20 protein-coding genes are annotated in these 21,020 nt (G+C 77.3%); 11 read left to right on the top strand and 9 right to left on the bottom strand.

What is annotated here, in order from left to right; all coding sequences use genetic code 11:
- Nucleotides 1-57 precede the first annotated feature (57 nt).
- The gene (locus BUE37_RS12990; RefSeq protein WP_073420517.1) at nt 58-819 is read left to right on the top strand and encodes an SDR family oxidoreductase; all 762 of its coding nucleotides are present in this window, start codon (nt 58-60) and stop codon (nt 817-819) included.
- Nucleotides 820-891: 72 nt separating this feature from the next.
- Here BUE37_RS12990 and BUE37_RS12985 read toward each other — a convergent pair whose 3' ends face one another.
- The 3 genes from BUE37_RS12985 to BUE37_RS23875 form a co-directional block, all read right to left on the bottom strand.
- Nucleotides 892-1,752, bottom strand: coding sequence for a DUF1206 domain-containing protein (locus BUE37_RS12985; RefSeq protein WP_073420516.1), 861 nt, complete (start codon nt 1,750-1,752; stop codon nt 892-894).
- On the bottom strand, nt 1,749-2,588 hold the full coding sequence (locus BUE37_RS12980; RefSeq protein WP_073420515.1) for a DUF1206 domain-containing protein: 840 nt from the start codon (nt 2,586-2,588) through the stop codon (nt 1,749-1,751). The genes BUE37_RS12985 and BUE37_RS12980 overlap by 4 nt, the downstream gene beginning before the upstream one ends.
- Nucleotides 2,589-2,670: 82 nt before the next feature.
- Nucleotides 2,671-3,513 (bottom strand): DUF1206 domain-containing protein, encoded by an 843-nt coding sequence (locus tag BUE37_RS23875; RefSeq protein ID WP_073420514.1) that lies wholly within the window; start codon nt 3,511-3,513, stop codon nt 2,671-2,673.
- Between the two features lie 118 nt (nt 3,514-3,631).
- On the opposite strand from BUE37_RS23875, the gene BUE37_RS23870 reads away from it, so the two are divergent.
- The 3 genes from BUE37_RS23870 to BUE37_RS12960 all read left to right on the top strand — a co-directional run bounded on the left by BUE37_RS23870 (nt 3,632) and on the right by BUE37_RS12960 (nt 7,285).
- Entirely contained in the window at nt 3,632-4,297 is a 666-nt protein-coding gene (locus tag BUE37_RS23870) for a hypothetical protein (RefSeq protein WP_073420513.1), read from the top strand.
- 55 nt (nt 4,298-4,352) lie between these two features.
- A complete protein-coding gene (locus tag BUE37_RS12965; RefSeq protein WP_073420512.1) occupies nt 4,353-5,978 on the top strand; it encodes an SIR2 family NAD-dependent protein deacylase in 1,626 nt (541 codons plus the stop codon).
- A gap of 74 nt (nt 5,979-6,052) precedes the next feature.
- Nucleotides 6,053-7,285 (top strand): cytochrome P450, encoded by a 1,233-nt coding sequence (locus BUE37_RS12960; RefSeq protein ID WP_073420511.1) that lies wholly within the window; start codon nt 6,053-6,055, stop codon nt 7,283-7,285.
- A 119-nt stretch (nt 7,286-7,404) separates the two neighbouring features.
- Here the strand turns inward: BUE37_RS12960 and BUE37_RS12955 are convergent, their stop codons facing one another.
- From BUE37_RS12955 to BUE37_RS12945, 3 genes are all read right to left on the bottom strand, one after another.
- A complete protein-coding gene (locus BUE37_RS12955; protein ID WP_073420510.1) occupies nt 7,405-9,732 on the bottom strand; it encodes a HelD family protein in 2,328 nt (775 codons plus the stop codon).
- A gap of 98 nt (nt 9,733-9,830) precedes the next feature.
- Nucleotides 9,831-10,556 carry an alpha/beta fold hydrolase gene (locus BUE37_RS12950; protein ID WP_073420509.1) on the bottom strand — a complete coding sequence of 242 codons (726 nt, stop codon included), beginning with the start codon at nt 10,554-10,556 and terminating at the stop codon, nt 9,831-9,833.
- Between the two features lie 41 nt (nt 10,557-10,597).
- Nucleotides 10,598-11,263 (bottom strand): hypothetical protein, encoded by a 666-nt coding sequence (locus BUE37_RS12945; protein ID WP_073420508.1) that lies wholly within the window; start codon nt 11,261-11,263, stop codon nt 10,598-10,600.
- A 248-nt stretch (nt 11,264-11,511) separates the two neighbouring features.
- Between BUE37_RS12945 and BUE37_RS24840 the strand changes: the two genes are divergently transcribed.
- The 6 genes from BUE37_RS24840 (at nt 11,512) to BUE37_RS12920 (ending at nt 17,679) form a co-directional block, all read left to right on the top strand.
- Nucleotides 11,512-11,643, top strand: a complete 132-nt coding sequence (locus BUE37_RS24840; protein ID WP_281248085.1) for a hypothetical protein — start codon at nt 11,512-11,514, stop codon at nt 11,641-11,643.
- A gap of 184 nt (nt 11,644-11,827) precedes the next feature.
- Entirely contained in the window at nt 11,828-12,598 is a 771-nt protein-coding gene (locus tag BUE37_RS12940; protein ID WP_245794582.1) for an alpha/beta fold hydrolase, read from the top strand.
- 10 nt (nt 12,599-12,608) lie between these two features.
- On the top strand, nt 12,609-14,870 hold the full coding sequence (locus tag BUE37_RS12935; protein WP_073420506.1) for a SpoIIE family protein phosphatase: 2,262 nt from the start codon (nt 12,609-12,611) through the stop codon (nt 14,868-14,870).
- Between the two features lie 135 nt (nt 14,871-15,005).
- Nucleotides 15,006-15,299, top strand: coding sequence for a hypothetical protein (locus BUE37_RS12930; RefSeq protein WP_073420505.1), 294 nt, complete (start codon nt 15,006-15,008; stop codon nt 15,297-15,299).
- Between the two features lie 134 nt (nt 15,300-15,433).
- A complete protein-coding gene (locus BUE37_RS12925; RefSeq protein ID WP_073420504.1) occupies nt 15,434-16,603 on the top strand; it encodes an acyl-CoA dehydrogenase family protein in 1,170 nt (389 codons plus the stop codon).
- Nucleotides 16,603-17,679, top strand: a complete 1,077-nt coding sequence (locus BUE37_RS12920; protein ID WP_073420503.1) for an acyl-CoA dehydrogenase family protein — start codon at nt 16,603-16,605, stop codon at nt 17,677-17,679. Before BUE37_RS12925 ends, BUE37_RS12920 begins: the two co-directional genes overlap by 1 nt.
- A gap of 15 nt (nt 17,680-17,694) precedes the next feature.
- Here the strand turns inward: BUE37_RS12920 and BUE37_RS12915 are convergent, their stop codons facing one another.
- The 3 genes from BUE37_RS12915 to BUE37_RS12905 all read right to left on the bottom strand — a co-directional run bounded on the left by BUE37_RS12915 (nt 17,695) and on the right by BUE37_RS12905 (nt 20,294).
- Nucleotides 17,695-18,567 carry a class I SAM-dependent methyltransferase gene (locus tag BUE37_RS12915; protein ID WP_073420502.1) on the bottom strand — a complete coding sequence of 291 codons (873 nt, stop codon included), beginning with the start codon at nt 18,565-18,567 and terminating at the stop codon, nt 17,695-17,697.
- Nucleotides 18,568-18,596: 29 nt separating this feature from the next.
- Nucleotides 18,597-19,217 (bottom strand): antibiotic biosynthesis monooxygenase, encoded by a 621-nt coding sequence (locus tag BUE37_RS12910; RefSeq protein ID WP_073420501.1) that lies wholly within the window; start codon nt 19,215-19,217, stop codon nt 18,597-18,599.
- A gap of 147 nt (nt 19,218-19,364) precedes the next feature.
- Entirely contained in the window at nt 19,365-20,294 is a 930-nt protein-coding gene (locus BUE37_RS12905) for a DNA-3-methyladenine glycosylase family protein (RefSeq protein WP_139252949.1), read from the bottom strand.
- Between the two features lie 2 nt (nt 20,295-20,296).
- On the opposite strand from BUE37_RS12905, the gene BUE37_RS12900 reads away from it, so the two are divergent.
- Nucleotides 20,297-21,016, top strand: a complete 720-nt coding sequence (locus tag BUE37_RS12900; protein ID WP_073420499.1) for a type 1 glutamine amidotransferase — start codon at nt 20,297-20,299, stop codon at nt 21,014-21,016.
- The last annotated feature ends 4 nt before the right edge of the window (nt 21,017-21,020 follow it).

Below are 21,020 nucleotides of genomic sequence, written 5' to 3'. Positions count from 1 at the left end.
CCGGGGGCTGCCCGGCATGATCGGCCGGCAGCCCCCGACCCCGAGGAGAGCCTCCCCATGAGCGAGTCCCCCGCCCGCGTCGCGATCGTCACCGGCGCCGCCCGCGGCATCGGCGCGGCCACCGCGCTGCGCCTGGCCGCCGACGGGTTCGCCGTCGCCGTCCTCGACCTCGACGAGGCCTCCACGGCCGACACCGTGCAGGCCGTCGAGGCCGCCGGCGGGCGGGCGCTGGGGGTGGGGGCCGACGTCGGCGACGCCGAGCAGGTGCAGGCCGCCGTCGACCGGATCGCCGCCGAGCTCGGCCCGCCCGTCGTCCTGGTCAACAACGCGGGCGTCACCCGCGACAACATGCTGTTCAAGATGACCGACGCCGACTGGGACCTGGTCATGCACGTGCACCTGCGCGGCTCGTTCCTCATGGCGCGCGCGTGCCAGAAGTACATGGTGGATGCGAAGTGGGGCCGCGTGGTCAACCTGTCGAGCACCTCGGCGCTCGGCAACCGCGGCCAGGCCAACTACGCCACCGCCAAGGCCGGCCTGCAGGGCTTCACCAAGACCCTCGCGATCGAGCTCGGCAAGTTCGGCGTCACCGCCAACGCGATCGCCCCCGGCTTCATCCAGACGGAGATGACCAAGGCGACCGCCGAGCGGATCGGCCGCGACTGGGACGAGTACGTGGCCGAGCGGGCCGCCGCCATCCCGGTGGCCCGCGCCGGCACGCCCGAGGACATCGCGCACACCGTCTCGTTCTTCGTCAGCGAGGGCGCGGGCTTCGTGTCCGGCCAGGTCGTCTACGTCGCCGGCGGACCCCGCACCTAGGCGAAGGACCCCCGTGCCCCCCACGCCTCGCAGGCTCGGCGCGGGCCCCTGCACGAGGGCCGTCCCAGCACGTCACTGTGAGGGGTCGCGGTCGGGGTAGCGGGCGCGGGCCAGGGCGTACACGCCGAACGCGGCGAAGCCGGCCGCGACGACGGCCAGCAGCGCCGGGCCCGCGCCCGTGCGGCCGATCGCCGTCATCGCGCCGTCGAGGCCGGTGGCGGTGGAGACGTCGGCCGTCGTCGCGGCGCGGAACAGCAGCACGCCGACGACGCCGAACGCCACGCCCTTGGCCGCGTACCCGACCCGGCCGATCACCTCGATCACCGGCTCGAACCGGTCGGGGGCGGCGGGCAGGTCGACGTCCTTCATGAAGCCGCCGGTGGCCCCGCGCCACAGCGAGTAGAGGCCGAGGGCGACGATGCCGACCGCCGCCGCGCCCACGGCCACCGCGCCGCCGGGCACCTCGAGCGTCTCGCCGGTGAGCTCCCGCAGCCGCGCGCCGGCCTCGTACTCCGCGCCGACGGCGAACAGCAGCGCCGTGACGCCGAGGACGGCGTAGACGGCGGCCTTCGCCAGGCACTTGGCGCAGACGACGGCGGCGCGGAGCCGGTGCGCTCCGTCGAGGACGCCGTGCCACCACAGCAGCACCTCGCCGGCCTGCCACAGCGCCAGCGCGAGCAGGCCCAGCCCGATCGCCCAGAGCAGCACCCCGCCGCCCGGGGTGCCGGCGACCGCGTGCAGCGCGCCGGTCTGGTCGGCGTCGGCCTCCTCCGCCCCGCGGGACACCCGCCAGGTCAGCCAGGCGATGAGCAGGTGCACCACGCCGTAGGCGACCAGCCCGACCCGGGCGAGCGCGCGCAGGACCGGGTGGTCGGTGACCTCGCGGGCGGCGGTGACCGCGCGGTGCACCCGGGCGAGGAGACCGCCCGTCACGTCCGCTCGGGGTAGCGGGCCCGGACGAAGCAGAAGGCGCCGAACGCGGCGATGCCGAGCGCGACCAGGGTGAGCAGGACCCGGCCGAACGGCGCGTCGAGGATGGTGCGCATGGCGCCGTCGAGGCCCGAGGCCTTGGCGGGGTCGAAGGTGACCGCGGCCCAGACGAACAGGACGCCGACGACGCCGAGCGCGACGCCCTTCGCCGGGTAGCCGACCTGCCCGAGGCGGGTGACCGTCCGGCGCGCGGACTGCGGCGCCGAGGACAGGTCGACCTGCTCGAGGAACTTCTTCGTCACGCCCTTGACCACGTGGTAGATCCCCACGCCGACGACGACCAGGCCCGCCAGCCCGACCAGCCAGCGCCCGGCGGGCCAGCCGAAGACGCCGGCCGCGGTCTGCTGCTGCTGGCCCGAGCTCGACTGCCCGCCGCCGGTCGCGGCGCGGAACGCGGTGACCGCGAGGACGAGGTAGACGACGGCCTTGGCCACCGCCTTGCCCGAGCGGCCGAGCGCCTTCTTCCGCTGGTCGCCCGACGCCGACCAGCCCGACCGCCAGCGGAACACCTCCGCGGCCTGCCACAGCGCCAGCGCGACCAGGCCGATCGCGAGCACCCAGAGCAGCGGCTTGCCCACCGGCGACTCCGCGAGGGTGGCCAGCGCGCCGGACTGGTCGGCGGACTGGCCGCCGCCGCCCCACGCCAGCTGCAGGGACAGCCAGGCGATGAGCAGGTGGACGACGCCGTAGGCGATCAACCCGACCCGGGCCAGGTTCTCCAGTGCGTCGCTGTTGCCCGCGCGGCCGGCCGCGCCCGTCACCGACCCCGTACCGCTCATCGTCTGGCCTCCCGTCGTCGCACCCCCGTGCGCCGTTCAGCGTGGCACGGAGACGATCACCGCGCGGGTCGAGCGCGCGGGCTCAGCCGACGGGGTGCCGGGCCCGCGCCAGCAGGTACACGGCGAAGGCGGCCAGCCCGGTGGCGACGACGGTCAGCGCGGCCGGGCCGACCGGCGAGGTGGCCACCGTGCGCAGGGCGCCGTCGAGGCCGGTGGCGCTGTCGGCGTCGACGGTGACCGCCGCCCAGCCGACCACCGCGCCCACGAGCACGAGCGCGACGCCCTTGAGCACGAACCCGGCCTGGGCCGCGCGGTGGGTGAGCGCGCGGAGGGTCGGGGCGACGGTGGACAGCTCGATCTCGCCCAGGAAGTCCGACCGCCAGCCCTTGCGCACGTGGTAGGCGCCGATGCCGACGACGACCAGTGCGACGGCGACCACGAGCACCTGGCCGCCGGGCCAGCCGAGCACGCCGCGCACCGTCTCCTCCTCCTCGCGGCGCCCCGACCGGTCGCCCAACGCGGCGCGGACGGCGGAGACGGCGAGGAACCCGTAGAGCAGCGCCGTCCCGACGGTCTTGCCCAGCTGCCCGAGCGCCTCGCGGCGGCGCGGTCCCGGCGGTGGAACCCCGCGGTGGTGGCGCAGCACCTCCACCGCCTGCCACAGGCACAGCCCGGCCAGCGACGCGGCGAGCACCCAGAGCAGGCCGTCGCCGAGTGGGGACTCGGCCAGGACGTCGAGGGCCCCGGCGGAGTCGGCCGAGCGCCCGGCGGTGCGTGCCCGGCCCGGGCCCCACGCCAGCTGCAGCGCGAGCCAGGCGACGAGCAGGTGGATGAGCGCGTAGCCGAGCAGGCCGGCGCGGGCGGTGTGGCGGAGCGCTGGACTCCGCGCGGCACGCCGGACGGCGGGGGCGACCTCCTCGGCCACGCGCCTCCCGTCGTCCCGTGCCGCGGTGGGCTGCGCGGCCGGTGCAGCCTCGCACGTCCTCGCCCCGCCTGCCGGGTGCGCCGCCACCCCGGCCGGCGGATGCGGGACACTGGCCTCCGTGGCGACCCCGACGGCAGCACGCACGGCAGCAGGTACGGCAGCAGGGACCCCGGGACGGACGGCGGCCGCGCCGACCGAGCAGGAGGCCGCCCGCCGTGCCTGGCCGCTGCGGGCCGCCCTCGGCGTCGCGCTGCTCGTCGTCGCCGTCGTGGCCGTCGTCGCGGTGCTGACCGGCGACCTCGGCGCCCGCCTGCTGCTGGGTGCCCTGGGCGTGCTCGCCGCCGCCCGCGGCGCGCAGCTGCTCCGGGCCGGGACGGCGCTGCCCGGCGGGCTCGCCGTCGCCGGGGGACTGGCCGCGGTGGCCGTCGCCGTCCTCTCCGCCCCGCTCACCGGGTGGGTGCTGCTGCTCGGGGTGCCGCTGGCGCTGGTCGGCGCGGCCGCCGTCGCGCTCGCCCGCGGGGGCGCCGCCCGGCGGGGCGGGCTGGCGCTGCTGGTGTGGGCGCTGCTGGTCGGCGGCCTGCTGGCCGCCACCGCGCTGGTGCAGGGCACCGGCCGCGCGGCCGACGTCGCCACCGTCGTGGCGGCGCTGGCCACCGGGGTGGCCGGGGTGCCGCTGCTGGTCGCCGCGGCCGGGCTGCGCACGGTGGCGCGGCAGCCGGCGCCCGCCCGCCCGCTCGGCTGCGGTGGCTGCGCCTGCTCGGCCGGGGGCTGCGGCAGCGCCTGAGGCGGAACGCCCCGGTCCCGTTCCGCCCCGGGGGCGGGGTGGGTAGGGGAGGGGCGTGAGCGGACACGTCTTCGTCGTCGGCGCCGACCTCACCCGCCTGACCTGCGACGACGTCCTGGTGCCCACCGGCCGCACGCTGCGGGTGGCCGCGAGCTGGCGGGACCTGCTCCCGGCCGACCTGGTCGCCGAGGAGGACCACGAGGGCGTCTGCGTGGACCTCGCGTGGTCCGGCGACGAGCGGGTGCTGGCCGTGCCGGGGGAGGGCCCGCGCCAGGCGTGGCTGCTCGACACCGTCGACGACTGCGGCCGTGGCCTGGACTGGCTGCTCGACGGCGCCCGGGAGGCGCTGGCCGCCGTCGCCCGCCGGGAGGTGACCGAGCCGGTGCACGGCCGGGCGCGCCGGCTGGTCGGGCTGCCGGCGCTGGGCACCGGCTGGGGCGGCGCGGCCGGGCGGCGCGGGGACCTGCTGCAGCAGCTGCTGCCGGTGCTGCGCGAGGCCGCCGACGAGCACGGCTTCGACGTCGCGCTGGTGCTGCGCGGGCCCAGCGACCTCGCCGCCGCCCAGCGCATCCGCCGCGGCGAGGACACCGGCTGGGACCTGCCGGACACGCTGCGCACGCTCGCCGAGCAGCTGGGGGAGCGCGCGCGGCGCGGCCAGCTGGCGCTGTTCATCGGCGCGGGGGTGAGCGCCGCGGCCGGCCTGCCCACGTGGGAGCAGCTGCTCGGCGAGCTCGCCGGCCGCTCCGGCCTCGACGAGGACCTGCGCGCCGGGCTCGCGCAGCTGCCGCCCCAGGACTCCGCGGCGCTGCTGGCCCGCGAGCTCGGCCGCGACCGGCTGCAGGAGTTCGTGCAGGACCGCTTCGGCCCCGGGCCCTACGCGCTGGCGCACGCGCTGATCGCCGACCTGCCGGTGCAGGAGTTCGTGACGACGAACTACGACCCGCTGGTGGAGCTCGCCGCCGCCGACATCGGCCGGGAGCTGTCGGTGCTGCCCTACGACGAGGCCCGGCCCGGCAAGCCGTGGCTGCTCAAGCTGCACGGCGACGCCGCGCACCCGGAGAGCGTCGTCCTCACGCGCGAGGAGTACCTGCAGCTGGGCGACTCGCGGGCCGCCCTGGCCGGCGTCCTGCACTCGCTGCTGCTCACCCGGCACGTGCTGTTCGTGGGCACCTCGATGCTCGACGACGACCTCATCCGCATCGCCCACCAGGTGCGCAGCGCCGTCTCCGGGCCGGGCCGCGAGCCCCGGCACCGCACCGGCACCGTGCTCGCGCTCCGGGAGGACGCCGCCCGCAGCCGCCTGTGGGAGCAGGACGTGGAGACGGTCGCGATGTCGCGCGGCAGCACCCCGCCCGCCGAGGCCGCGCGTCGGCTCGAGGTGCTGCTCGACCTCATCGGCTGCCTGTCCACCCCGCCCACCGGCTACCTGCTCGACCCCGCCTACCGCGGGATGCTCGACGCCGACGAGCGCGACCTCGCCGAGGCACTGCAGCAGGTGGCCGCGCGGCTGCCGGAGGGCGCGGCGACGACGTCGGCGGCCGCCGAGGTGGGCGCGCTGCTGCGCCGGCTCGGGCACGGGCGGTCGGCGGGGCGCCGCGACGGCGCGGACGCCTCCGACGGCCCCGCCGACGCTGCCAGCGAGCCGCGCGACGACCGCCTGCAGTCCCAGCGCCCCGGCTGAGCGGCCGGCCCCGGCCGGGCGGCCGGCTCCGGCCGGGCGGTTGGCCTCCTGCCGGTCGGGGAACCCGCCGGGCCATGCGCCTGGAGAACTCGATCGCCCTGCTGACCAAGGGCTACGCCTGGCTGCCGGACCTGCGCCGGGCCCGCGGCCCGCGGGCGGTCGGCACGCGGCTGGGCGGGCTGCCGGCGGTGGGCATCGAGGGTCCCGACGCCGCCCGGTTCCTCTACGACGAGGACCACGTGCGCCGCTCGCACGCCATCCCCGAGCCGGTGCAGGGCACGCTGTTCGGCAAGGGGGCCGTGCACACCCTCGACGGCGAGGCGCACCGCGTCCGCAAGGCGATGTTCGTGGCCATGCTGATGGACGGCGCGGGCATCGACGCCCTCGCGGAGCGGACGGCGGCCGCCTGGGACGACGCCGTGCGCGACTGGGCCACCCGGCCGCAGGTGGTGCTCTTCGACGCCTCCGCGGAGGTGATCGCCGGTTCGGTCACCCGCTGGGCCGGCATCCCCGTGACCGACGCCGAGGTGCCGGCCCTGACCCGGGACCTGCTCGCGATGGTCGACGGCTTCGCCACCGGCGGGCCCCGGCACTGGCGGGCGCGGCGGGCGCGCGGCCGGCGCGAGCGCTGGCTGGCCGACGTCGTGCAGCGTGTGCGGGCGGGGGAGCTCCCCGCGCCGGCGGGCTCGGTGCTGGCCGTGGTGTCGGCGCACCGCGACGCCGACGGCTCGCTGCTCGACCCGCGGGTGGCCGCCGTCGAGCTGCTCAACGTCATCCGCCCGACGACGGCGGTCGCCTGGTTCATGGCCTTCAGCGGGCACGCGCTGGCCCGCTGGCCCGGGTACCGCGGGAAGCTCGCCTCGGCCGACCCGGGGTTCGCCGAGGCGTGGGCGCACGAGGTGCGCCGGTTCTACCCCTTCGCGCCGTTCATCGGCGGGCGGGCGCCGCAGCGGCTGGAGTTCGGCGGGGAGACGATCCGGAAGAACTCGATGGTGCTGCTCGACCTGTACGGGCAGAACCACGACCCGGCGCTGTGGGAGGAGCCCTACGCGTTCCGGCCCGAGCGATTCCTCGGCCGGGAGATCGGCGAGTTCGAGCTGGTGCCGCAGGGCGGCGGTGACCCGCGCACGAACCACCGCTGCCCGGGCGAGCAGATCACCATCGCGCTGCTGGCGACCCTCGCCCCGCGGCTGGCGGCGGCGCCGGTCGACATCCCGGAGGACCAGGACCTCACCATCGCGCTGCACCGCATCCCGGCTCGCCCGGCCAGCGGCGTCGTCCTCCGGCCGGCGGTCGCGTCCTCCTGAGCGGCCCTGCCGCCTGAGCGGCCCTGCCTCCTGGACCGCCCGGGAGCAGGTGCCCTTCCCCGAGCGCAGTCGTGCTCTGCCCCGTCCCCGTGGGCAGAGCACGACTCCGCTCGAGAGGACTAGGCCGCCGCCGGCTTCAGCGCCCCGAGCACGGCCGGCAGCGGGCCGGGGGAGAGCACCGTCAGCCGCTGGGTGGCCCGGGTCAGCGCCACGTACAGGTCGTTGAGTCCGCGCACGCCCTCGTCGAGCACGCCCTGCGGGTCCACGACGACGACCGAGTCGAACTCCAGCCCCTTGGCCTCGCCCGGGAGCAGCACCACCGGCCCGAGCGAGGAGTCGGCGTCCGGGCCCGACTGGACGTCCGGCCGCAGCTCCGCCAGCGCCGCGACCACCTCGTCGCGACGGCCCGGCGGCACGACGAGCGCCGTCGTCCCCTCGCCGGCGGCCAGGTCCGCCCCGACCGACGCCGCCCGCGACGCCAGGCCCGACTCGCCGGTCACCTCCGCGACCGGCGGCGCCCCGCCGGTGCGCACCGACCGCGGGGGCGTGAGGCCGGTGCCGGTCGCGGCGAGCACGTCGGCGGCCACGGCCATCACCTCGGCCGGCGTCCGGTAGTTGACGGTCAGCTCCTCCAGCCGCCACGCGTTGCCGACGTGCGGGGTGAGCACGGCCTCCCACCGGTCGGTGCCGGCCAGGCTGCCGGTCTGCGCGACGTCGCCGACGACGGTCATCGACCGGGTGGGGCAGCGGCGCACCAGCAGCCGCCACGCCATCGGCGAGAGCTCCTGCGCCTCGTCGACCACCACGTGCCCGAAGGTCCACGTGCGGTCGGCGGCGGCCCGCTCAGCGGTGGTCCGCAGGTCGACCTCGCGCTGCCGGTCGGCGAGGTCCTCGGCCGACAGCAGGTCGCCGGCGCTGAGCACCTCGGCCTCCAGGTGCTCGTCCTCGAGGTCCACCGACCGCGAGCCGTGCAGCACGTCGAGGGTCTCCTGCGCCCGCCGGAGCGCGCGCTGCCGGTCGCGGTCGGCGCGGGCCCGCTGCGCGCTGTCGTCGAACCCGAGCAGCTCCTCGGCCTCCTCGAGCAGCGGCACGTCGGCCGGGGTCCACGCCGCCGGGTGGGCGGATGACGGGCGCGGGCGGTGCAGCAGCGCCCGGTCGGCGTCGGACCAGCCCGGGGTGGCCGTGGCGATCCGCGCGGGGTCGGCGTAGAGGTCGGTGAGCAGTCGCTCCGGCGTGAGCACCGGCCACAGCCGCGCGAGCAGCGAGCGCACGCCGGGGTCCTGGGCCACCTCGCTCCGCAGGGCGGCGACGTCCTCCCGGTCGAGCAGGTCGGGCCCGGCCTGCACTCCGGCGCCGATGCGGTCGACGTAGCGGCGGGTCAGCAGGTCGACGACCCGGCGCACGAACACCGGCCGGGCCAGGTTGTGCAGCGGGTCGGCCTTGCGGGCGGCGGCCTGCGCCCGGCTGACGTCGATCGGCCGCAGCTTGAGGGGGAAGCCGTCGACGACGACCTCGACCGGCGCGTCGGGCACCACCTGGCGGTCGCGGACGGCGGCGCGCAGCACGTCGACCATCTCCAGCCGGCCCTTCACGGCCGCCGTCTCCGGCGACTCCTCGCCGCGCGCGTCCAGGCCCGGCCGCAGCTGTCCCAGCCCGGCCAGCAGCACGCCGGTCTCGCCGAGGGAGGGCAGCACGTCGGCGATGTAGCGCAGGAAGGTGGGCGTCGGGCCGACGACGAGCAGGCCGCGGCGGGCCAGCCGCTCGCGGTGCGTGTAGAGCAGGTAGGCCGCCCGGTGCAGCGCGACCGCCGTCTTGCCGGTGCCCGGCCCGCCCTGGACGACCAGCACGCCGGCGGCGTCGCTGCGGATGATCCGGTCCTGCTCGGCCTGGATGGTGCGCACGATGTCGGTCATCCGGCCGGTGCGCGAGGCGTCCAGGGCCGACAGCAGCGCCGCCTCGCCGGTCAGCCCCGACCCGGCGATGCCGGTGGTGAGCAGCTCGTCGTCGAGGCGGACGACGGTGCGCCCGCGGGTGCGGATGTGCCGGCGCCGGACGATGCCGAGCGGGTGCACCGGCGTGGCCACGTAGAACGGCCGGGCAGCCGGCGCCCGCCAGTCGACCAGCGCCGGGTCGCCGCCGGCGTCGTCGGCGGGCAGGCCGATGCGGCCGACGTAGAGCGCGCCTCCGTCGTCCTCGCGGTCGATGCGGCCCACGCACAGGCCCGCCTCGGCCGCGTCGAGCGCGACCATCCGCTCCCCGTGGAAGCGGACGGTCGCGTCGCGCTCCTGCAGCGCCTGCGGGTCGACGGCGGGCCAGGTGATCGCCTGCCTCCACCGCTGCTCGGCCAGGGCCCGGGCGGCGTCGAGCCGGGCGTAGAGGTCGCTGACGTACTCCTGCTCGCGGGCCAGTTCTGGGTCGGGGACGACGTCGGACGGGGTGGCCGGCAATGCACTTCCCTCGTGCTCGGGGTGGCGATCGGACCGCGTGGTACCGGATGACCGGCACCACGGGCGGCCGTCCATCCTGCGCCGTCGCGGGCCGCGCGTCACGCGTGCGGGCGTGTCGTCTCCCGCACGAGCCCGTCCAGGCGTTCCGCCAGCTCGGCCGGCCGGCTCAGCGCGCACAGGTGGCCGCCCGGCACCTCGTCGACGTCGAGGCCCAGCCGCTCGCGGGCCACCCGCCGCTGCAGGGCGGGCGGGAAGAACCGGTCGTCCCGCCCGGCCAGCACGCGGGTGGGCACGTCGGGCCAGGCGGGCAGCGGCCACGGCTCGGCGAACGGCGTGCCCGACTGCGCGAACGGCTGGTCCGCGCCGGCCGCCCAGACCTCCGGCGGGACGTCGTGGGAGAAGTCGCTGTCGGGGTCGTCGTCCTCGGGGCGCCCCTGCGCCCGCGCCAGCTCGGCGCGGGCGGCGGCCTGGCCGACCGCCTCCCACCACTGCCCGCCGGTCTCGCCGGGCCGCGGGACCATCGCGTTGAGCAGGACCAGCAGCCGCACCGGCCGGCGCGCCGCCACCAGCGGCGCGCTCAGCCCGCCCATCGACTGCCCGACCACGACGACGTCCCCGTCGACGTCGGCGTCCCGGCGGCTCCCGGCCGCCGCGTCCAGGGCGGCCGTCGCCACCGCGGCGTAGCGCTCCAGGCCCGCGGCGTCGTCGCCGGCCGGCAGGTCGACGGCCACCGCCCGGTGCCCGCGGCTCTCCAGCTCGGGGACCAGGCGGTGCCAGTACCAGGCGCGGCCGCCGGCGCCGGGGACGAGGAGGAGGGTGCTCACGTCCTCCCGACCGGCGCCGGCCCCCGGACTCATCGGCCCGGTCAGAACAGGGTGCGCAGGGCCTCGGCGAAGGCGTCGGACGCGGCGTCGTCGTCGGCGGAGTTGCCGGAGAACTCGACCGTGCCCGACTCCGGGGCGGCGATGCCGGTGCTGCCGTTGTCGTGGTCGCCGGTCAGGCCGTAGCCGTACTCCACGCCGACCTCCCAGTAGGCCCAGCCGTCGGCCTCGGCGAAGACGTAGGTCACCGTCGCGTAGGCGTAGGAGGAGGGCACGGCGGCCTCCGACCAGTCGGCGTAGCCGTCGTCGTCGTGGTCGTAGGCCACGGCGTCGATGAAGCCGTCGTAGTCGCTGTCGGCGCCCCACACGTCGGGCAGGCCGTTGTAGGTCGTGTCGACGCCGACCTCCTCGCTGTAGCCGTCCTCGTCGCTGTCGAAGGCGAATGTGTCGGCCCAGCCGTCCCCGTCGGTGTCGACGGCGACCTGCTCGACGTAGCCGTTCTCGTCCCAGTCGATCGCCCAGGTGTCCTCGTACCCGTCGCCGCTGTCGTCGAAGGCGTACTGGTCGTAGTAGCCGTTGTAGTCCGTGTCGTAGGCGTTGTAGGCGTAGGAGTCGGCCGACGCGGTGCCGGCGGTGGCCAGGACCGTGGCCATCGCGGCCACGGGGACGGCGGTGCGGAGCAGCGTGCGGGTCAGGCGGGTGCGGGTCATGGCAGTGCCTCCTCGGTGGGGAGCCGTGGTCCGGCTCGCTGGGGAGGACGCTCCCGCCCGCCGCCTGCAGGGGACTGGGCCGCGACTGGGGAGCCGGCTTGCAGCCCGTTCCCAGTGCGCCGCCAGCGCCCCGTGGCGGGATGGACGCGGAGTCAGGGGAGATCCGGAACCTTCCGCAACCCGCAGGACATCTCCCCGTCATCCCGGCTGCCTACCGTCGGGGGCTCCCGGACGACAGGGGAGAAGAGATGACCACGACCGTCACCGAGCGACCGACCGAGCGCACCACCGACCGGGCCACCTGGTCCTGCCCGAACTGCCAGGGCGAGACCACGACGGCCAAGAAGCGCTGCCGCGACTGCGGCACCTCCCGCTGGTGAACCCGGTGCCGGGCCCGTCGTCGCGCCCGGCACCCGGCTCCCGGCGTCCCCGCCCCGGCGCCCCGGCCGGCCGGGCACCCCGCTGACCTGCGGCCCCGCGCCGGTGTGGAACGGGACGGGGACACAGACGGCGGCGTCCGTTACGGTCGGTACGGTGAGCGTGATCACGCGGAACTGTGTGCGCGTGAGCGGCCCGCCGACCGGCCGGCCCATGCTGCTGGCACACGGCTTCGGCTGCGACCAGGCGATGTGGCGGGCCGTCGTCCCGCACTTCTCCGTCGACCACCGCGTGGTCACCTTCGACCACGTCGGCTCCGGCTCGTCCGACGTCGGCGCCTACGACCCGCGGCGCTACGGCACGCTCGATGGGTACGCCGACGACGTCGTCGAGATCTGCCGCGAGCTCGGCCTCTCCGACGTCGTGCTGGTCGGCCACTCGGTGAGCTCCATGATCGGCGTGCTCGCCGTCCGGCGGGCGCCGGAGCTGTTCGGGGCGCTGGTGATGGTCGGGCCGAGCCCGCGCTACGTCGACGACGAGGGCTACACCGGCGGGTTCAGCCGCGCCGACATCGCGGGCCTGCTGGACTCCCTCGACAGCGACCCGGACCTCTGGTCGGCGGCGCTGGCGCCGGTCGTCGCCGGGCCCGGCAACCCCGAGGTCGCCGCCGAGCTGCAGCAGAGCTTCTGCCGCACCGACCCCGGGGTGGCCCGCCAGTTCGCGCGGGTCACGTTCCTCTCCGACAACCGCGCCGACCTGCCCGCCGTCACCGTGCCCACGCTGGTGCTGCAGTGCACCGACGACACGATCGCGCCCGAGCCGGTCGGCCGGTACGTGCACGCGCACGTGCCCGGCAGCGTCTTCCACCAGCTGGCGGCCACCGGCCACTGCCCGCACCTGTCCGCGCCGGAGGAGACGGCGGCGGCGATCCGGACCTTCCTCCTCGCGGGGACCTGAGGGAGCGCCGGTGCAGGGGGAGCACGGGGCGGGCGGGCTGGCGCGGCTGCTGGAGGAGGACCCCGCCGACCTCTACGAGAACGCGCCCTGCGGGTACCTGTCGATGGTCCCGGACGGGCGGGTCGTCAAGGTCAACGGCACCTTCTGCTCCTGGACCGGCCGGGCTCCCGACGACATCCGCGGCAGCCGGCTGCCCGACCTGCTCAGCGCGGGCGGGCGGGTCTACTACGAGACCCACCTCGCGCCGCTGCTGCGGCTGCAGGGCGCGGTGCGCGAGGTGGCCCTCGACGTCGTCCGCGCCGACGGGTCGGTGCTGCCGTGCCTGGTCAACGCCGTCGAGGTCCGCGACCCCGACGGGCGACCGCTGCTCATCCGCGCCACCGTGTTCGAGGCCACCTCGCGGCGGCGCTACGAGCGGGCGCTGCTCGCCGCGCAGCGGGCCGCCGAGGAGTCCGAGGGCCGCGCCCGCACGCTGCAGCAGGTGGTGTCCGAGCTCGCCGCCGCGGCCACGCCCGCGGACGTCGCCGACGTCGTCGTCCGCCGGGCCCGGCAGGCGGTGCAGGCCGGCGGCGCCGGGCTGTGGCTGGCGGCGGGCGGGCCGGGCCGCCCGGTCGAGGGCCGGCCGGTGCCGGTCGAGCTCGCCTCGGCCGACGGCCTGGGCCCCGAGCTGCTCGCCGCGATGGCGGAGGCCGCCGGCGCGGGCGCGGAGCTGGTGCGCACCGGCGGGGTGCGCACGGTGCCGCTGGGCCCGGGGCTGCGGGGGCGCTGGCCGCTGCTGGCGGAGCTGCTGGCGGAGGCCGGGCAGGAGGCGATCGTCGTCGTGCCGGTGTCGGCCACCGACGACCGGCACCTCGGGGCGCTCGTGCTCGTCCTCGGCGTCACCGACGACAGCGACCTCATCAGCCTCGCCGAGCCCGGCACGCGGGGGTCGCTCGCGCCCGCCGACGCCGACCTGCTGGCGACCCTCGGCCGCCAGGCCGGGCAGGCACTGGAGCGGGTCCGGCTGCACGAGGAGACCGCCCGGCAGGCCACCCGCTCGGCGTTCCTGCTCGACGCCGCGCGGCTGATGGCCGCCGGCCACGGGGTCGCCGAGACCAGCGAGGGCCTCGCCCGGCTGGCGGTGGAGCGGCTGGCCGACATGTGCGTCATCGACCTGGTGACCGAGCACGGCCTGACCGAGCCGGTGGTCGCGCACGCCGACCCGACGCGCCGGTCACTCATCGAGGAGCTGCGCGACGTGCACCTGCCGCGGCGCGACGGCTCCCACCCGAGCGTGCAGGCGATGGTCGGCCGCCGGACGGTGTGGCTGCGCGGCATCGACGAGGCGTTGCGAGCGCGGTTCACCTCCGGCCCCGGCCACCTGGCGATCTCGCGGGCGCTGGAGGTCACCGACCTCATCTGCGTGCCGCTGGTGGTCGACAACCGGCCGCTCGGGGTGATCACCCTGGGCAACGACGTCCGGCGCGGCTCGTTCACCGAGGCCGACGTCGACACCGCCGAGCAGCTGGCGCTGCAGATGGCGCAGGGCATGGAGGTCGCCGCGCGCTTCGAGCTGGAGTCGCGGACGTCGCACACGCTGCAGGCCAGCCTGCTGCCGCCGGCGCCCCCGCACCTGCCCGGCCTCGCGGTGGCGGCGCGCTACCTGCCAGGCAGCCGCGGCGCCGACGTCGGCGGCGACTTCCACGACGTCGTGCCGCTGCCCGAGGGCGACGTGGCGCTGGCCGTCGGCGACGTCGTCGGCCACGACGTCACCGCCGCCGCCACGATGGGCCAGCTGCGCAGCGTGCACCGCGCGCTGCTGGCCGAGCGGCCGGGCCCGGCCGAGCTGGTCGACCGGCTGCACGGCAGCTGGCCGCTGCTCGGCCTGCCGCGGATGGCCACCGCGCTGTTCGCCCGGCTCGACCCGGCCACCGGGGCGCTGCGGATCGCGTCGGCCGGGCACCTCCCGCCGCTGGTGGTCGCCGGCGGGCGGGCCGAGCTGCTCGACGTCGTCCCCGGCCGGCTGCTCGGCGCGCCGCCGGGCCCGGCGCCGGAGTGGACCGGCGTGCTGCTGCCCGGCGCCACCCTGGTGCTCTACACCGACGGGCTGGTGGAGAGCCGCACGGCCGACCTCGACGACGGCCTGGCCCGGCTGCGCACGGTCGCCGCCGACGCGGCCCGCGACGGCGGGGACGCCGACCCCGGCGTGCTGGCCGACCGGCTGCTCGCCGCGCTCACCGGGCCGCGCCGGGCCGACGACGTCGCGCTGCTGGCCCTGACCCGGTTGCCCTGACCCCGTTGCTCTGACCCGGTTGCTCTGACCCGGCTGCCCTGACCCGGCTGCCCTGACCGGTGGACGCCCGGTCCCGGCGGGCGGACCATCCCCGTAGCGCCGGCCGCGCCGGCGCCCACCCGCGAGGAGGCGGCCGTGGGACCTGAGCCGGGGGACCTGTCCGACGCGCTCGACGGCGCGGGCGCCGACCTGACCGTCTCCGGGGACGCGATGCGCTGGTCACCGGAGCGGTCCGGGGCCGAGCCGCCCCCGGCCTTCCCGGGGGCCGACGTCGCCGCCGGGATCGGGGAGTTCCTCGGCTTCGACCCGGCGACCGTCCGCCGGCTGGTGTCCGAGGCGGCCGGGCGGCTGGCGGTCGCCGCGGGCGACGCGGTCGCGGAGCTGCGGCGGCTCGCCGCCGACGCCTTCCCGGGCGACGACCGCTCCTGACCCGCGGGCGCGTCGGGTGCACGGCCGGATGCAGTCCCGGGAGTGGGACATCCGACACCCCCGCCCGCGGGTGCGACACGTCGGTGACCTGTACAACCGACGGTGACCACTGCCACGCCGACGTGGGAGACCGCATGACCACCGACCAGCTCACCCTGGCGCCCGCGCCACCGTCCGAGGCCGCCGAGCGCGTGCGGCTCGAGGTGCGCCAGTTCCTCGCCGAGGAGCTCGCCGCCGGCAGCTTCAGCACGCACGTCGACACCTGGCTGTCCGGCGTCGACCCGGAGTTCTCCCGCAAGCTCGGCGCCCGCGGCTGGCTCGGCATGACCTGGCCGAAGGAGTACGGCGGCCACGAGCGCACCGCGCAGGAGCGCTACGCCGTCACCGAGGAGCTGCTCGCCGCCGGCGCCCCGGTGGCCGCGCACTGGATCGCCGACCGGCAGTCCGGGCCGAACCTGCTGCGCTACGGCACCGAGGCGCAGCGCAAGGAGATCCTGCCGCGCATCGCCGCGGGGGAGTGCTACTTCGTCATCGGGATGAGCGAGCCCGACAGCGGCTCCGACCTCGCCTCCATCCGCACCCGGGCCACCCGCAACGCCGACGGCGACTTCGTCGTCAACGGCGCGAAGGTCTGGACGAGCAACGCCCACCACTCGCACTACGCGATCGTGCTGGTGCGCACCGGCCCGCCCGGGGAGGGCCCGCGCGGCAAGCACCAGGGCCTCACCCAGCTGCTGGTCGACCTGTCGCTGCCGGGGATCGCCATCAACCCGATCCGCATCCTCGACGGCGGCCACCACTTCAACGAGGTCGTGTTCAGCGACGTCGTCGTCCCCGGCGACATGCTGCTGGGCACCGAGGGCGCCGGCTGGCACCAGGTGACCGCGGAGCTCGCGTTCGAGCGATCGGGCCCCGAGCGGTTCCTGTCCACCTGGCCGCTGCTGGCGGAGTTCGGCCGCCGCGCCGCCGCCACGCAGGACCCGGCGCAGCTGGCCACGCTGGGCCGGCTGTCGTCACGGGCGCTGGCGCTGCGCCAGCTGTCGCTGCGCATCGCCGCGGCCCTGGACCGCGGGGAGCTGCCCGACATCCCGGCCGCGCTGGTCAAGGACGTGGGGACGACGTTCGAGCAGGACGTCGTCGACGAGGTGCGCCGGGTGGCCGACGTGCCGGCGTCGCTGGACAGCCCCGACCCGCTCGGGCGGGCGCTGGCCGAGGCGCAGCTGCACGCGCCGGGCTACACGCTGCGCGGCGGCACCAACGAGATCCTCAAGGGGATCGTGGCGCGAGGGCTGGGGCTGCGCTGATGGCATCCGACCAGGACCTGGTGGTCGAGACCGTCCGGGAGATCCTCCACGGGCACGAGCCGTTCGTGCTCACCGCCGAGCGGTCGTGGGACGAGGGCCTGTGGGCCGCCCTGGCCGACGCCGGGCTGACCGGCGTCGGGCTGCCCGAGGAGGCCGGCGGCTCCGGCGGGGAGCTCGCCGACGCCGTCGCGGTCGTGCGCACCCTGGCCGCCGGGGCCGGCGCCGTGCCGGTGGCCGAGCAGCTGCTCGTCGCCGGGCCCGCGCTCGTGGCCGCCGACCTCGACCTGCCCTCGCCCGACGAGCCGCTGACCGTGGCGTTCGAGGGCACGGTGGCCGCCGAGCCCTCCGACGACGGCGACGGCCCCGGTCGGTTCGTGCTCACCGGCACCGCCACCGACGTCCCGTGGGCCGGCGTCGCGCGGCACGTCGCGGTGCTCGCCACCCCGCCGGCCGGCATCGAGGGCGCGGTGCTCGCCGTCGTCGACGCCTCGGGACTGACGGCGTCGCGTGCGGTCAACCTCGCCGGGGAGCCGCGCGGCTCGCTCGTGCTCGACGGCGTCGGCGTGCCCGGCGCGCTGCTGGACCCGGCGCGGGCCGCCCAGCTGCGTGCCCGCTACGCCCTGGCCCGCGCGGTGCAGATCTCCGCGGCGCTGCAGCAGGTGCTCGCCTGGACGGTGCAGTACGCCGGCGAGCGGGTGCAGTTCGGCCGGCCGCTGGGCAAGTTCCAGGCGATCCAGATGGAGCTCGCGCAGATGGCCGGCGAGGTCACCGCTACCGCCGCGCTCGTCGACGCCGCCGTCCAGGCCCTCGGCCGCGGCGAGGAGACCCTGCCGCTGGCCGCCGCGGCCGCCAAGGTGCGGGCCGGCGAGGCGGTGGAGCGGGTGGCCAAGCTCGCCCACCAGGTGCACGGCGCGATCGGGTTCACCCAGGAGCACCGGCTGCACCACCTCACCCGGCGCTGCTGGTCGTGGCGCGACGAGGCCGGCTCCGAGCTGACCTGGTCCCGCACGCTCGGTGCCGCGCTGGTGGCGGCCGGCCCCGACGACGTCTGGCCGGCCTTCACCGCGGTCGTCTGAGCCGCTCCGCTCGGCCTATCGGGGGCGCCGGGCGGCCCAGAGCCGCACTGGCGCCGCCCAGGTCCGCGTCACCTCCCGCGCGCCGGCGAGCCCGGCGTCGCAGAGCAGGGCGACGAGCTCGTCCGGCGGCCACGGATGGCCGCCGGAGCGCACGGTGCGCAGGTCGGTGAGCAGCTGCGACAGCCGGTCGCCGGGGCCGGTGAACGTACCGGCCAGCAGCCAGCCGCCGGGCCGCAGCGCGCGGCAGGCCGCGGCCACCACCCGTGCGACGGCGTCGCGCCGGAGGAACGGCATCGGCAGCCAGACGGCGTCGTAGGCGGCCGCCTCGTCGAGCTCGGCGGCGTCCTGCTGCCGCAGTGTCACGCGGTCGGCCAGGCCCTCGGTCGCCACGTTGCCGCGGGCGAGGTCGAGCGACGGCGCGAACAGGTCGATCCCGGTCACCTGCAGCCGCGGGTAGGCGTGCGCCAGCGCGACGGCGAGCCAGCCGACGCCCGTGCCGACGTCGAGGAAACGGCCGCCCGGGGCGGCGAGTGCCTCCCCGAGGCCGTCGAGCTCCCGCTCGGCGGCGCGCACGGCGCCCGCGATGCCCATCGACATCCGGCCGGTGCTCTGCAGCAGCGGCACGTCGACGCGGTCCCAGCCCCCGCTGCGGCCCGGGTCCTCGACCAGGTCCAGGGCCTGCCGGAGGACGGCCCGCGCCACCCCCACGACCGGGACCGCCGCGGCGGGGTCGGCGGCGCCGCCCTCGCCCAGCAGCTCCATGGTCACCTCGGCGAGCAGCCGGCGGACCGCGGGGTCGGCGTCCAGGTGCTCGGTCTCCAGGCGGAGGGAGGCGGCCAGCGCGGCAAGCGCGTCGGCCGCGGCGCCCAGGCGGACCGCCTGGGCCATCGCGGTTTCCACGGCAGGCGGCCCGCCGGTCAGACGGTCTCGGGCACGCGCAGGTGGGCGAGGACGAGGTCGAACTCGTCGGCGTCGATGATCGCGACCTTCATGAGGCGGGCGAAGTCGTCGCGGCTGGCGCGCGCGTGGGTGCGGCTGGCCTCCATGCAGTCGCGGTCCTCGAACACCACCGCGGAGGCGGCCAGGCCCTCCTCGCGGTCGAGGAACAGGCTCACGCTGCAGAACCCGGGGTAGTCCTCCATGCGCGGCACCATCACCGAGCGGTAGGCGTCGAGCACCCGGTCGACGGCGGCCGGCTCCATGCGGAACCAGGTCACCCGGCAGCCGGCGCCCGAGGGCGACTCGGACCGGCGGTGCATGACCGCGACCTCCCAGTCGTGCACCTCGGGCGGGCCGCCGAACACCGAGGCGGCGCGCTCGCGCAGCCCGCGGACGGCGTCGGCGCTGCTGCGCATCGCGGCGAGGTCGCGCCAGGAGGAGGTGACGATGCACCGGCCGGTCGCCCGGTCGGCCAGCATCGACATCCCCATGCAGCCGGGCATCGCGGTGATCGCGGGCATGACCTCGTCGCAGACGTGGGCGATGCCGTCGTCGATGGTGGCGGGCGCACCGGTGAGCGTGGTCGAGCGTGCGTACATGCCGTCCTCCTGTCGCAGACGGCGGCGCCCGCGCGGCACCGCCGCCCGGTCAGCGTGCTCGCTCTCGCCGATCACCGGGAGCGCCTGCGCGACGCGCCCGGGACGTCCGTGACCCACCGTGCACCGGCTGGTGCGGTGTGCAGTGGCTCACAGCCGGGTGATGTCCTCGCTGCGTCCGCGCGGCCCGTGGCGCGGGGGCCTCCGCCCGCTGGCCATGACCAGCCCGAGCACCCGGTAGCGGTGCGGGCGGTGCGGCTCCAGCAGCTCGAGCATCGCGGCGTCGTCGGCCCGCCTGCGGCCCGCGAGCACCCACGCCACGAGGGAGGGGATGCCGCTGTCGCCGGGGATGACGGCGTCGCGGTCGCCCCAGGTCAGCGCGGCCAGGCAGCCGGTGGTCCACGGGCCGACGCCCGGCACGCTGCGCAGCGCCGCCGTCCCCGCGGCGACGTCGCTGTCGGCGAGGTCCTGGTGCCGGGCCAGCGCGACGGCGGCGGTGACGAGCGTCTGCGCCCGCCGCCGCTCCAGGCCGGTGAGGTGCAGCTTCGGCGTCGACAGCCGGCCGACGACCTCTGGCGCGGGCGGCACCCACAGGCCCGGGATGCCGGGCGCGGGGGAGCCGTGCGCGGTGACCAGACGGCGCCACTGGTCGGCGGCGTCGGCGCGGCTGACCCGCTGCTGCACGACCAGGCAGGCCAGGTCGTGCCAGAGCGTGCCGGTGCGGGCGATGCGCCGGCGGCGGTGCCGGCGCCAGAGGTCGCGCAGCGGTGGCGTGGCGGGGTCGAAGCCGGTCACGTCGTCCTCGCAGCCGAGCAGCCGGGGCGCGCGCTCGAGCAGCCAGCCGGCGCCGTCGCCGTGCGCCTCGACCCGCGCGCTGCCGCCGTCCCAGGTGACGACGACGGTGCCGGGGCCCTCCGGCGTCCAGGTGGCGCGCTCGAACCGGCTCGCCCCGACCCGCACCGTCGGGTCGCCGGGCAGCCACGCGACCGCGCCGAGGGTGGCCGCGAGGTCGACGTCGCCGGTGGGGACGGTCCGCGCCGTCGTCGTTCCGGGCTCCTCGGGCACCTGCCGATACTGCACCCGTGACGACCGCTCTCGTCCTCGTCCACGACGCCGACCCCTCCCGCGGGCACCGCCTCGTGGGCACGCTCCGCCCGGCGCTGGAGGCCCAGGGGCTGGAGGTCGTCGTCGGCACGACCGTCGGACCCTCGCCCCTGATGACCGAGCTGCCCGACCCGGCGGCGCTGCGCACGGTGGTGGTCATGGGGTCCGGCGCGGCCGCCTACGACGACACCGTCCCGTGGCTGGCCGGCGAGCTCGCGTACCTGCGCTGGGCGGTCGCCGTCGGGACGCCGGTGCTCGGCGTCTGCTTCGGCGGGCAGGCGCTGTCGCGGGTGCTCGGCGGGGTGGTGGCGCAGGCGCCGGCCGGCGAGCACGGCTTCCTCGACGTCGAGACCGCCGACCCCGCGCTGGTCCCGGCCGGACCGTGGTTCGAGTACCACGGCGACCGGTTCACCGTGCCGCCCGGCGCGGTGGAGGTGGCCCGCACCGGGCGCGCGGTGCAAGCGTTCGTCTCCGGCCCGCACCTGGGCGTGCAGTTCCACCCGGAGATCGACCCGGGCGCTTTCTCGGCGTGGGAGGAGACCTGGGAGCTCACCGGCCCGCCGCCGCCCGAGGCCGCCGCGCTGGTGCCCGCGCTGCGGCGGGAGATCGCCGAGCGGGCGCCGGAGTCGGCCGCGTCCTGTGCCCGGCTGGTGGAGGCGTTCCTCGCCCGCGCGGAGGAGCTCCGCCCGGCCGCCTGAGCGT

The sequence above is a fragment of the Geodermatophilus nigrescens genome (genome assembly GCF_900129495.1).
Taxonomy (GTDB): domain Bacteria; phylum Actinomycetota; class Actinomycetes; order Mycobacteriales; family Geodermatophilaceae; genus Geodermatophilus; species Geodermatophilus nigrescens.
This window is presented reverse-complemented; position numbering and strand designations above follow the sequence as displayed.